Origin of the sequence: Acidovorax sp. (assembly GCF_046294525.1) — a bacterium.
Classification (GTDB): Bacteria; Pseudomonadota; Gammaproteobacteria; order Burkholderiales; family Burkholderiaceae_C; genus Acidovorax.
Map to the genome: position 1 here is coordinate 23,863 of NZ_JBKBKQ010000011.1, position 12,060 is coordinate 35,922.

Here is a 12,060-nt window from a genome sequence, read left to right on the forward strand (position 1 = left end):
CTATTGAATTTGATGGCTTCATTCCTGCGCCATTACCTGTTGGCCGTGCAGTTCTTTACCCGCATACCCGTCACCGGGCGGCTGGCGGAGTGGGTAGGGTTCAGCCCCGCCATGCTGCGCGCCAGTGCGGCGCATTTTCCGGGCGTGGGCTGGCTGGCGGCGCTGCTGGCGGCCGGCGTATATGCCGCGCTGCACCTGGCGCTGGCGCCCAATGCGCTGGCACCGGTGGTGGCTGCGGCGTTCTGCACCATCGCCACCGTGTTGATGACCGGCGGCTTCCATGAAGACGGCTTGGCCGACGTGGCCGACGGCCTGGGCGGCAGTGCCGACCGCGAGCGCGCGCTGGACATCATGAAGGACTCACGCATCGGCGCGTTTGGCGCGATGGCGCTGGTGCTGGCGCTGCTCGCCAAGGTCAGCCTGCTGGGCGCGCTGGGCGCCCATAGTCTGGCAGCCGCCGCGGCTGCGCTGGCGGGCGCGCATGTGGTGTCGCGCTTCTGGCCCTTGCTGATCGTGCGCAGCCTGCCCCATGTGGGAGACACGGCGCGGTCCAAAAGCAAACCCCTGGCAGACCAGATCACGGGTCGGGCGCTGGTGGCGGCGGCTTTTTGGTGTTTTTTGCCGCTAGCGCTTGTCTGGCAAGCGCTACCAGCTATGTTTTTAGTAGCGTCCGTACTGACCAGCGCAGGGGTCGCTGCCTGGATGGGCCGGTGGTTTGCGCGCCGCCTGCAGGGCTTTACCGGGGACTGCCTGGGCGCCACGCAGCAAGTCAGCGAGATCGGCTTTTACCTGGGCGCGGCTCTGGCCCTGCGCTGGCTGTGACCTGGGACGCGGCCGCCACTGCGCTGCCGCCGCCGCCCCGGCTTTGGCTGGTGCGCCACGCGCAGCCTTTGATTGCACCGGGCGTGTGCTACGGCCAGCACGATGTGCCGGCAGACCCGGCGGCCACCCGGGCTGCGGCACAGCGGCTGGCGGCGGCATTGCCCGGGAGCGCGGCGGTGTGGCACTCTCCGCTACAAAGATGTGAGCTGCTGGCGCTTGATCTGCAAGCGCTACGGCCTGATTTGATATCGCAACCCGACACCCACCTGCGCGAGATGGACTTTGGCGAGTGGGAGGGCCAGACCTGGGACGCGATTGGCAAGACGGCCATTGATGCCTGGACCGACGCTTTTCACACCCACCCCCCCGGCGGCGGCGAAAGCCTGCGCGCCATGCTGGCCCGCGTGGGGCAGGCCCTGCAGGCAGCGCGGCAGCAGCATGCAGATTCGGGAGTTCAGGACGCGGTGTGGATCACCCACGCAGGCGTGGCGCGCTGTGTGGCCTGGCTGCTGGCCCACGGCTCGGAGGCCCCGCCCCAACCCGACACATGGCCTGCGTATGCCCCTGCCTGGGGCGGCTGGGAGATTTGCAGCCTGGGCCCGGCGCCGCCGCTGGGCGGCTCTTCTGTTCGGTATTAGTTAGACAGTTAGACGGGTCAGTTCTTGAGCGGCATGTCCAGCGTCAGCGTGGAGGGGCCCTGCAGGCTGCCCCCCAACTGCACCTGGCGCGGGCTCAGCGCCTGCAGCACCAGGCCCTGGTCCACCTCGGCCCCCAGCCGGAACGGCTTGGCCGGCTGACCATCCACCGCGATGAGGGCGGCGCCACCACCGCTTTGGCGTCCCGACAGCACCCCGATCAGCTGAAACCGGCTGGAAAGCGACGCCACCGGCGCAGCAGGTGCGGCGCCGGGCACTGGCGGCAGGCCGCCCAGCAGCCGCGCCAGCGCCTGAGCGTCCGGTGCCGCGGGGGGCGGCAGGGCCACCGGCACAGCCACCCCTCCGGCCGGGGCCGACAGGCGCATGCCCCAGTACACCACGCTGGCGCCCGCTGCGGCCCACAGGGCCAGAGTCCCCAGGCGCACGCCCCATTTGCTGTGTGAATTGGTCACCATGCGGGGATTATGATTCACGCGATCCTTCGACCACCCGTGAGACCGCCTGCAGTGAACACCACCTTTCCCCTCCTCGCGCGATTCGCCCCCCGCCGCCTGGCACAGCACGTTGCCCGCGGCTTCACCCTCATCGAACTGATGGTGGTGCTGGTCATCATCGGGGTGCTGGCCGCGCTCATCGTGCCCAATGTGCTGGACCGCGCCGACGACGCGCGCAGCACCGCCGCCCGCACCGACATCACCAACATCATGCAGGCGCTCAAGCTGTACCGCCTGGACAACCAGCGCTACCCTACAGCCGAACAGGGCCTGCAGGCACTTATCGTCAAGCCCACCGCCGGCCCCATTCCCAACAATTGGAAGCTGTACCTCGAAAAGCTGCCCAACGACCCCTGGGGCCGTCCGTACCAGTACCTCAACCCCGGCATCAAGGGCGAGATCGACGTGATGTCGTTTGGCGCCGATGGGCAGTCCGGCGGCGAAGGCAAGGACGCCGATATCGGCAGCTGGCAGTGAATATGGCCCCCACGGTCGCGCACTGCGTGTCGCTCCCTGCCCCCCAAGGGGGCCGCGTTTCGCCTTGGGGCGGCCCGGCGGCGAAACCGTTGGCCCCCACGGTCGCGCACTGCCTGTCGCTCCCTGCCCCCCAAGGGGGCCGGGCCTTGCTTGGGGCGGCCCGGCGCTGCGGCCGCACGCCCAGTGGATACGCCGCGACCGTCGCAAATTCCAATCGCTCAAGTCCATGAACCGCCTGCGCGGCTTCACTCTCCTTGAGCTGCTGATCGTCATCAGCATCATGGCCCTGGCCACGGCTGGTGTGGGCCTGGCGCTGCGCGATGGCGGGCAGACGCAGCTGGAGCGCGAGGCCGCACGGCTGGCAGCGCTGCTGGAGTCGGCGCGGGCACAGTCGCGTGCCGGGGGCATTCCGGTGCGCTGGCGCGCCGTGCCGCAGGGCTTTCGGTTTGAAGGGCTGCCGCCCAGTGCACAGGCCGCGCTGCCGACCCAGTGGCTGGACGCAGGCACCACCGTGCGGGGGCAGGCCGTGCTGGTGCTGGGGCCCGAGCCGCTGATCGGCCCCCAGCAGGTGCTGATCACCCACCAGGCCTACCCCGACCGCAGCCTGCGCGTAGTGACCGACGGCGTGCGGCCGTTTTCTGTGGAGTCTGCGCAGTGACACCCGGAGCTCCTGCGCGGGCTGCCCGGGGGCGCCCGGTCCCCCAGGGCGGCTTCACGCTGGTGGAGGTGCTGGTGGCGCTGGCCATTGTGGCCATTGCACTGATGGCGGGGCTGCAGGCCACTACGGCCCTCACCCGCAACGCGCTGCGGCAAAGCGACATCGTGCTGGCACAGCTGTGCGCCGAGAACGAGCTGGTGAAGGCCCGGCTGTCGCGCCAGATGCCCAGTGTGGGCGACAGCACAGTGACGTGCGAACAGGCGGGGCGCGCACTCACGGTGGCGGTGATCGTGCGGCCCACGCCCAACCCGCGCTTTCGGCGCATGGATGCGCAGGTGCTGGATGGAGACAACTCCATCCTGCGCGTGTCCACCATCATCGGGCGCGAGCTGTAATGCGCAGCAGCTCTGTCCGCCCGCCGCGCGGGTTCACGCTCATCGAATTGCTGGTCGCCATCGGCGTGATGGCGCTCATCGCCATCCTCAGCTGGCGCGGGCTGGACGGCATGGTGCGCGCACAGGAACAGACGCGCCAGCGCGCCGACGAGATGCTGGTGCTGCAGGCGGCGCTGGGCCAGTGGGCGACCGACCTGGATGCCCTCATGCCCATTGCCAACACCACGCCGCTGGACTGGGACGGCCAGGTGCTGCGCCTCACGCGGCGCAGCAGCGCTGTGCCTGACGAAGGCCCAGTGGTGGTGGCCTGGACGCGGCGCAACAACGCGCAGGGTGTGGGCCAGTGGCTACGCTGGCAGTCGCCCCCCGTGCGCACGCGCGGCGCCTGGCAGCAGGCCTGGCAGCAGGCCGCGCAGTGGGCCCGCACACCCGGCGACGCCGAACGCCGCTACGAGGTCACGCTGATGCCGCTGGACAGCTGGCAGCTCTTCTACTACCGCGGCGGCGCATGGTCCAACCCGCTGTCCAGTACCGGCGCCGACCCCTCGGCCGCCATTCCGGACGGGGTCCGACTGCAGATCAACCTTCCCCCCGGCCAGGCGCTGACGGGGGTGCTGACCCGCGACTGGGTCAACCCCATCCTGGGCGGGAGACGGTCATGAACTCTCGCTTCCTTCGCACGTCGGCAGCGCCTTTCAATCGCACGGCGCGTTCCCCGGCACAGCGGGCACGCCAGGTCGGCGCAGCGCTGCTGGCGGCAATGCTGACGGTGACCCTGGTCGCCACGTTTGCGGCTTCGGCCATGTGGCAGCAGTGGCGCGCGGTGGAGGTGGAAACCGCCGAGCGCGGGCAGGTGCAGTCCGCCTGGATATTGATCGGGGCACTGGACTGGTCGCGCCTCATCCTGAGCGAGGACGGTCGCACCGGCGGCGGCGACCACTTGGCCGAGCCCTGGGCCGTGCCGCTGGAGGAAGCGCGCCTGTCCACCTTTCTGGCGGCTGAGGGGAATGTGTCGCAAGTGGACGATGCCAGCACCGACACCACCGAGGCGTTTCTCTCCGGGCAGATCACCGACATGCAGGCACGGCTCAACATCACCAACCTGGTAGAGGGCGGGCAGGTGCAGACGGTGGCACTCGGTCAGTTCACCCGCTTGTTTGCACAACTGGGGCTGCCGTCCCAGCAGTTGGCCGCGCTGGTGGAAGCGATGCGCCAGGCCCAGTCGGCCCCGGGTGGCGGCGACAACAGCAACGCGCCGCTGATGCCCCCCACCGTCGGCCAGCTTGGCTGGCTGGGGCTTTCGCCTTCCACGGTGGCGGTGCTGGCGCCGTATGTGACCCTGCTGCCGGTGCGCACGCCCCTCAACCTCAATACCGCCAGTATCGACCTACTGATGGCAGCCATCGAAGGGCTGGACCGGGCCAGCGCCCAGAAGATGGTGCAGGCCCGCGAGGCCAAGCACTTTCGTTCTTTGAGCGAAGTCAGCGAATTGCTGGGCAATGCGGTGAAAGTCTCGGACACCAGCAGCTTCGCCATTGGCACCTCGTACTTTGAAGTGCGCGGCCGGCTGCGCCTGGGCGAGACCATGGTGGACGAGCGGTCGCTGGTGCGCAGGCAGGGAACGGACGTGACAACCCTGTGGCGCGAACGCGGCGCTTTCGACCGCGACAGCCCCCTGGCTGCCGCCCAGCCCCTGCGATGACGGCCCCATCACCGCCCTCCATCGGACCGCCTTGGGTGCGGCCTTCGAGGCCCCGGCATCTCCCCCGCCCGGCAGTGTCAAGACAGCCCCCTAAAATGGCCCGCAAAACCCGTCCATGAGCACCCTGATTCTTCATCTGCCGACGGCCCGCCCCGGGCCCGCCACCGAGTACAGCTACACGCTGACTGCGGATGGCCACACGGCCCTTCGCCACGCCACCGCTGCGGCAGCCCTGCTGCCCGAACCCACCCGCCCCGGCGGCGAGGTGGTGGCCGTGGTGCCCGCGCGTTTGCTGTCGTGGCAGCGCGTGCAGCTGCCGCCCGGCCTGCCGCTGGGCCCCGGCCAGCAAACGCCGCGCCTGCGTTCGGTGCTGGAAGGCCTGCTGGAAGACCGCGTGCTGGACGACGCCACCCAGCTGCACTTTGCCCTGCAGCCCGATGCCCAGGCCGGTGCGCCGCTGTGGGTGGCCGTGTGCGACCGCGCCTGGCTGCGCGAGCACCTCCAGGCGCTGGAGGCCGCTGGCCGCCGCGTGTCGCGCGTGGTGCCTGAGTTTGCGCCCGGCCCCACCACCAGCGGCGGGCCCGAGCTGTGTGCCCTGGGCACGCCCGAAGAAGCCTATGTGGTGCTGACCGGCCAGGGCCCCGACTTGGGCGTGGCCGTGCTGCCCCTCACCCCCATGGCGCTGACGCTGGCCCGTGCAGCTGCCCCCGCCACAGCCCTTGCGGGCGCTGCCGATGCGGCCGATGAATCCACCCTGCCCGTGCGCGCCGAACCCGCCGTGGCGGCGCTGGCCGAACGCACACTGGGTCATCAAGGCCAGCGCATGACGCTGTATACCAGCAGCCAGCGCGCGCTGGACGCCGCCCGCAGCGACTGGGACCTGGCCCAGTTCGACTTGGCCAGCACCGGCCGCACCCGTGCGCTGCGCAAGGCGGGCAGCGCCCTGAGCTCCGCCCTGTATGCCCCGCAATGGCGCGCTGCGCGCTGGGGCGCGGGGGTGCTGGTGGTGGCGCATCTGGTGGGGCTCAATGCGCTGGCGTGGACCGAGCGCAAGGCCCTGGCCGCCAAGCAGGCGGGCGTGCGCAGCACGCTCACACAGACCTTTCCGCAGGTGCAGGTGGTGGTGGACGCGCCTGTGCAGATGGAACGCGAGCTGGCCCTGCTGCGGCAGGCAGCAGGCAGCGTGTCGGCCCGCGACCTGGAGCCGCTGCTGGCCGCTGCCGGCGCCGCGCTGCCCGAAGGCCAGTTGCCCACCGCGCTGGAATACACGCCCGGTGAACTGCGCCTGCGCGGCGTGACGCTGTCGCCCGATGACGAAGCCGCCATCGCGGTCCGCCTGCAGGCCGCCGGCTACCGCGCACGCATGGACGACGGCAGCCTGCTGCTGCGCGCAGAAGGAAACCCATGAGCACTCCGCAAGCCCGCCCCCCCGCAACACGCCCAACCGCGCCGCTGCAGGCCCGCTGGCAGGCCCTGGCGCCACGCGAACAGAACCTGGTGCTGGCCGCTGGTGGCTTGGTGGCCCTGGCCCTGCTGTGGTGGGTGGCCCTGGCCCCGGCTCTGGCCACACTGCGCGCCGCGCCAGCCCGCCATGCCGCACTCGACACCCAGCTGCAGCGCATGCACAGCCTGCAGGCCGAAGCCCAGCAGTTGCAGGCCGCACCGCGCACCACACCGGGCGACACGGTGGGCGCGCTGCGCACCGCCCTCACCCAGCGCCTGGGCAACACGGCCCAGCTCAATGTAGTGGGCGACCGCGCCACCGTCACGCTGAAGGGCGCGCCCGCCGATGCGCTGGCGCAGTGGCTGGCCCAGGCCCGCAGCAACGCACGCGCCACACCGGTGGAGGCGCGCCTGGCGCGCAGTGCCCCTGCAGCTGCGTCCAACGCGCCCGCCCCTGTCACCCTGGGCAACGGCGGTGCGCCCTTGCCCCGCTGGGACGGCACCGTGGTGCTGGCCCTGCCTGCCGCCCGCTGACCCGGACGCACCGTTTTCGCCATTCATCCACTCAGTCCATTTCGTCTTTCATTCAACGCACCCGTGGCCCTCAACACCCGCAACCGCCCTCCTTCACGGCCATCGGCTGCTGCGCCTGTGCCGCGCGCGGCCTGGGGCTGGGCGTGGCTGGGCGCCGTGGCGGGCGTGCTGCCGGCCATCGTGGTGTTTGCCCCAGCGCACTGGCTGACCGAGGCCGTGGCCACGGCCACGGGCGGGCAGGTGCTGCTGCAGCAGGCGCGGGGTACGGTGTGGACGGGCTCGGCCCAGCTGGTGTTGACCGGCGGCGCCGCCAGCCAGGACCGCGCGGCCCTGCCCGGGCGGTTGGACTGGCGGCTGCGCCCCACCTGGGGCGGCGTGCAGGCCCAGGTCCAGGCCGACTGCTGCACGCCGGCCCCATTGCACGCGCGCGTGGTGGCGGGCCTGGGCGGCGTGCGCGTGTCGGTGGCCGACGGGCAGAGCCAGTGGCCGGCGGCCCTGCTCAGCGGCCTGGGCACACCGTGGAACACGCTCCAGCCCCAGGGCCAGCTTGCGCTGCAGACCCTGGGCCTGGAGGCGCGCTGGGCGCAAGGCCGCCTTGTGCTGGCGGGCCAAATGCAAATGGACGCGCGGGCCATGTCGTCGCGCCTGTCCACGCTGCGGCCCATGGGCAGCTACCGGCTGATACTGCAGGGAGGCGAGGTGCCCACCCTCACGCTCAGCACGCTGGACGGGCACCTGCAGCTCAGCGGCACCGGCCAATGGGTGGGCCAGCGCCTGCGCTTTGCAGGCGAGGCCAGCGCCAGCCCCGAGCGCGAAGCCGCGCTGTCCAATCTTCTGAACATCATCGGACGGCGCAGCGGCGCGCGCTCCATCATCACCGTGGGTTGAATCTATGACCTCCTTGCTTTCGTCACACCTGCGATTTACTCTCAAAACAATAGCTGCCAGCGCTTTACTGGCAAGCGCTAGCAGCCAAATTCATGCCCAAACTTCTATTGACACCCGCACCGGCGTGGGCAGCGTGCGCCAGAGCGAACCCGTCACGCTGAACTTTGCCAACGCCGAGATCGAAGCCGTGGCCCGCACCATGGCCACCATCACCGGCCGCAACGTGGTGGTGGACCCGCGCGTGAAGGGCCAGCTCAACCTGGTGACCGAGCGCGCCGTCACCCCCGCCGCCGCCTTCCAGCAGTTCCTGGCCGCGCTGCGGCTGCAGGGCTTCACGGTGGTGGAATCCGCCGGGCTGTACAAGGTGGTGCCCGAGGCCGACGCCAAGCTGCAGGGCGGCAGCGTGAGCGTGGTGCAGGGAAGCAGCGGCAACGCGCCCGCGGGCGGGCAGATCGTCACGCAGATCTTCAAGCTCAACTTCGAGAGTGCGGCCAACCTGGTGCCGGTGCTGCGCCCGCTGATCAGCCCCAACAACACCATCAACGTGAACCCCGGCAACAACTCGCTGGTGATCACCGACTATGCCGACAACCTGCAGCGCCTGGCGCGCATCGTGGCGGCCATGGATGTGTCCAACGCCAGCGACGTCGAAGTGATCCCGCTGCGCAATGCCATCGCCACCGACCTCGCCCCGCTGGTGGCCCGCCTCATCGACGGCGGCGGCACGGCTGCAGCCGGCGCGCCGGCCGCCACGCCCGGCCAGTCCGACACCTCGTTCAAGACCACGCTGATTGCCGAGCCGCGCAGCAACTCGCTCATCCTGCGCGCCGCCAACCGTGCCCGCGTGGCCCAGGTGCGCGCGCTGGTGGACCAGCTGGACCAGCCGCCCGTGCCTGGCAGCAGCGCGGCCAACGGCAACATCCATGTGGTCTACCTGAAAAACGCCGACGCCACCAAGCTGGCCACCACCCTGCGCGCCGCCATGGCGGCCATGGGCAATGGCAATGGTGGTGGTGCGGGCGCCAGTGTGGGCGGCACGGGCGCCTCTCCGTCGGGCTCGGGCCTGAGCGGTGGCAACGGCCTCTCGTCCAGCGGCCTGGGCGGTAACAGCACTGGTGGCAACATGGGCCTGGGCAGCGGCATGGGCATGGGCACCAGCAGCACCAACAGCAACCAGCCCTCCACGGGCGGGCAGATCCAGGCCGATCCCACCACCAACTCGCTCATCATCACCGCGCCCGAGCCGCTGTACCGCCAGCTGCGCGCCGTGATCGACAAGCTGGACGGCCGCCGCGCGCAGGTCCTGGTCGAAAGCCTCATCGTCGAGGTCTCGGCCACCAAGCTCGCAGAGTTCGGCATCCAGTGGCAGGGCCTGCTGGGCAAGCAGGGCGACGGCACCATCGGCGTGATCGGCACCAACTCCGGTCAGGCCGGTATGAACATCCTCAGCGCGACGGCGGCGCTGGCAACGGGCAACTACGCATCTCTGGCCGGCAGCAGCGGACTGGGCAATGGCATGAACCTGGCACTGGCCCCGCGCATCAACGGCCAGTACTACCTGGGCGCGCTGGCCAACTTCCTGCAAAACAGCGGCGACGCCAACGTGCTCTCCACCCCCAACCTGATGACGCTGGACAACGAAGAGGCCAAGATCCTCATCGGCGACAACGTGCCTTTCGTCACCGGCTCGTATGCCAACACCGGCAGCAGCGGCACCATCAACCCCTTCAACACGGTGGAGCGCAAAGACGTGGGCCTGATGCTCAAGGTGCGCCCGCAGATCAGCGAAAACGGCACGGTAAAGATGTCGATCTACCAGGAAATCTCCAAGATCAACACCGCCACGCTGGGCAACGCCAATGGCCCCACCACCAGCAAGCGCTCCATCGAGTCGAACGTGGTGGTGGACGACGGCAGCATCATCGTGATCGGCGGCCTGCTGGAGGACAGCTACTCGCAGGGCCAGGACAAAGTGCCCGTGATGGGCGACCTGCCGGTGGTGGGCGCGCTCTTCCGCAGCGAAAACCGCACACGCAACAAGACCAACCTCATGGTCTTTCTGCGACCCGTAGTGGTGCGCGACAACGCCACCAGCGAAGCGCTGATGCTGGACCGCTACGAGGCCATCCGCGCGCTGCAGCAGACCACGCAACCAGCTCCAAGCCTGATGATGAATTCCGTCTCGGGCGCACCGGTGCTGCCTGCCCTGCCGGTGCGCACTGAGCCCGTACCGGTGCAGCAACCGCTGTTGCAGCAACAGCCATTGCCGCCACAAACACAACCCGGCGTTCTGCCCGCCGTGACCACGCCCGTGCCGCCAGTGCCCGCGCCCCAACCGCAAACTACGCCCCCCGGTGTGGTTCCGCTCAGCAGCGCGCCGGCCGATGGCATGGGAGCCTCGATGCTCGCGTCCGCGCCACACGCCACAGGCCGGCCGCGCTGAGGACCGTGCCCACCATGCGCCACCCCCTGCCCTACGCCTTTGCCCGCACCGCCCAGCTGCTGCTGGAGGACGACGGCCACCAGCTGGTGCTGTGGCACGGACCGAGCCCCGACGCGGGCGCGCTGTCCGAAGTGCTGCGCAAGCATGCCGTGCAGCAGCTGCTACCGCTCGACCCGCCTGCCCTGGCCCAGCGCATCAGCGCCGCCTATTCGCACAGCGAATCCAGCGCCGCCACGGTGGTGAGCGAGGTCGAAAGCGACGCCGACCTCTCGCGCATGATGCAGGAGCTGCCGGCCGTGGAAGACCTGCTGGAGTCGGCTGGCGATGCGCCCATCATCCGCATGCTCAACGCCCTGCTCACGCAGGCCGCGCGCGATGGCGCCAGCGACATCCATATCGAGCCCTACGAGCGGCACTCCAGCGTGCGCTTTCGCGTGGACGGCACGCTGCGCGAAGTGGTGCAGCCCAACCGCGCGCTGCACGCGGCCCTGATCTCGCGGCTGAAGATCATGGCGGACCTCGACATCTCCGAAAAGCGCCTGCCTCAGGACGGCCGCATCAGCCTGCGCCTGGGCACCCGAGCCATCGACGTGCGCGTGTCCACCCTGCCCAGTGCCCACGGCGAGCGCGCGGTGCTGCGCCTGTTGGACAAGAGCGAGAGCAAATTGAGCCTGGAAGCCGTGGGCATGCAGGGCGAGACGCTGGAGCGCTTCGAGGGCCTCATCACCCAACCGCACGGCATCATCCTGGTGACCGGCCCCACGGGCTCGGGCAAGACGACGACGCTGTATGCGGCGCTGGGCCGGCTGGATGCTACGCGCAACAACATCATGACGGTGGAAGATCCCATCGAATACGAGCTGCCGGGCGTGGGTCAGACCCAGGTCAACAGCAAGATCGAGCTGACCTTTGCCAAGGCGCTGCGCGCCATCCTGCGGCAGGACCCGGACATCATCATGATCGGCGAAATCCGCGACTTCGAGACCGCGCAGATCGCCATCCAGGCCTCCCTCACCGGCCACCTGGTGCTGGCCACGCTGCACACCAACGACGCGGCCAGCGCGGTGACCCGGCTGACGGACATGGGCGTGGAGCCCTTCCTGCTGTCGTCGTCGCTGCTGGGTGTGCTGGCGCAGCGGCTGGTGCGCAAGTACTGCAGCCACTGCCACGGCGCGGGTTGCGAGCACTGCGGCCAGACCGGCTACACCGGGCGCACGGGCGTGTTCGAGTTGCTGGTTACCACCGATGCAATCCGCGCGCAGATCCACAACCAGGCCGCCGAGGCCGACATCCGCGATGCGGCGCGCGCCGATGGAATGGCGCTGATGCGCGAAGACGGCGAGCGGCTGATCGCGGCCGGCATCACCAGCCGCGAAGAGGTGCTGCGCGTGACGCGCGACTAAGAGGCTGAGAGGAAATCGGTCATGCCCGCCTTGACACCCCAAACCACCGCCAGCGGCGTTGCAAATGCGCGCCGTAGCCCGAGCTACGGCTGTGCTTTGCGCCTTGCTGGCGGCGCTTTGGGGTGCCCTTTCGGGCACGCCCAAT

At 69.9% G+C, this 12,060-nt stretch carries 13 protein-coding genes; 12 read left to right on the top strand and 1 reads right to left on the bottom strand.

The features are described 5' to 3' along the window. Positions 1-12: 12 nt before the first annotated feature. Together cobS and ACK4HJ_RS11965 are read left to right on the top strand one after the other, a co-directional pair. The gene (gene cobS, locus ACK4HJ_RS11960; protein WP_409831592.1) at positions 13-822 is read left to right on the top strand and encodes an adenosylcobinamide-GDP ribazoletransferase; all 810 of its coding nucleotides are present in this window, start codon (positions 13-15) and stop codon (positions 820-822) included. Further along, positions 819-1,460, top strand: a complete 642-nt coding sequence (locus ACK4HJ_RS11965) for a histidine phosphatase family protein (RefSeq protein WP_409831594.1) — start codon at positions 819-821, stop codon at positions 1,458-1,460. Before cobS ends, ACK4HJ_RS11965 begins: the two co-directional genes overlap by 4 nt. A 17-nt stretch (positions 1,461-1,477) precedes the next feature. Here the strand turns inward: ACK4HJ_RS11965 and ACK4HJ_RS11970 are convergent, their stop codons facing one another. Continuing rightward, positions 1,478-1,933 (bottom strand): type II secretion system protein N, encoded by a 456-nt coding sequence (locus ACK4HJ_RS11970; protein ID WP_409831597.1) that lies wholly within the window; start codon positions 1,931-1,933, stop codon positions 1,478-1,480. 51 nt (positions 1,934-1,984) lie between these two features. On the opposite strand from ACK4HJ_RS11970, the gene gspG reads away from it, so the two are divergent. The 10 genes from gspG (at position 1,985) to ACK4HJ_RS12020 (ending at position 11,915) form a co-directional block, all read left to right on the top strand. Further along, positions 1,985-2,449 (top strand): type II secretion system major pseudopilin GspG, encoded by a 465-nt coding sequence (gene gspG / locus ACK4HJ_RS11975; RefSeq protein WP_409831600.1) that lies wholly within the window; start codon positions 1,985-1,987, stop codon positions 2,447-2,449. Positions 2,450-2,675: 226 nt separating this feature from the next. After that, positions 2,676-3,107, top strand: a complete 432-nt coding sequence (locus ACK4HJ_RS11980; RefSeq protein ID WP_409831602.1) for a prepilin-type N-terminal cleavage/methylation domain-containing protein — start codon at positions 2,676-2,678, stop codon at positions 3,105-3,107. Continuing rightward, positions 3,104-3,502, top strand: coding sequence for a type II secretion system minor pseudopilin GspI (gspI, locus tag ACK4HJ_RS11985; protein ID WP_409831605.1), 399 nt, complete (start codon positions 3,104-3,106; stop codon positions 3,500-3,502). Before ACK4HJ_RS11980 ends, gspI begins: the two co-directional genes overlap by 4 nt. Next, complete coding sequence (locus ACK4HJ_RS11990) at positions 3,502-4,164, top strand: type II secretion system protein J (protein WP_409831606.1); 663 nt, start codon at positions 3,502-3,504, stop codon at positions 4,162-4,164. The genes gspI and ACK4HJ_RS11990 overlap by 1 nt, the downstream gene beginning before the upstream one ends. Continuing rightward, on the top strand, positions 4,161-5,204 hold the full coding sequence (gene gspK / locus ACK4HJ_RS11995; RefSeq protein WP_409831609.1) for a type II secretion system minor pseudopilin GspK: 1,044 nt from the start codon (positions 4,161-4,163) through the stop codon (positions 5,202-5,204). The genes ACK4HJ_RS11990 and gspK overlap by 4 nt, the downstream gene beginning before the upstream one ends. 115 nt (positions 5,205-5,319) lie before the next feature. Then, a complete protein-coding gene (gene gspL / locus ACK4HJ_RS12000; protein WP_409831610.1) occupies positions 5,320-6,612 on the top strand; it encodes a type II secretion system protein GspL in 1,293 nt (430 codons plus the stop codon). Beyond that, positions 6,609-7,181 carry a type II secretion system protein GspM gene (gene gspM, locus ACK4HJ_RS12005; RefSeq protein WP_409831611.1) on the top strand — a complete coding sequence of 191 codons (573 nt, stop codon included), beginning with the start codon at positions 6,609-6,611 and terminating at the stop codon, positions 7,179-7,181. The genes gspL and gspM overlap by 4 nt, the downstream gene beginning before the upstream one ends. 63 nt (positions 7,182-7,244) lie before the next feature. After that, positions 7,245-8,069, top strand: coding sequence for a type II secretion system protein N (gspN, locus tag ACK4HJ_RS12010; protein WP_409831614.1), 825 nt, complete (start codon positions 7,245-7,247; stop codon positions 8,067-8,069). 4 nt (positions 8,070-8,073) lie between these two features. Then, positions 8,074-10,512 carry a type II secretion system secretin GspD gene (gene gspD, locus ACK4HJ_RS12015; RefSeq protein WP_409831616.1) on the top strand — a complete coding sequence of 813 codons (2,439 nt, stop codon included), beginning with the start codon at positions 8,074-8,076 and terminating at the stop codon, positions 10,510-10,512. Between the two features lie 14 nt (positions 10,513-10,526). Continuing rightward, positions 10,527-11,915 (top strand): GspE/PulE family protein, encoded by a 1,389-nt coding sequence (locus tag ACK4HJ_RS12020; RefSeq protein ID WP_409831618.1) that lies wholly within the window; start codon positions 10,527-10,529, stop codon positions 11,913-11,915. Positions 11,916-12,060: the final 145 nt, after the last annotated feature.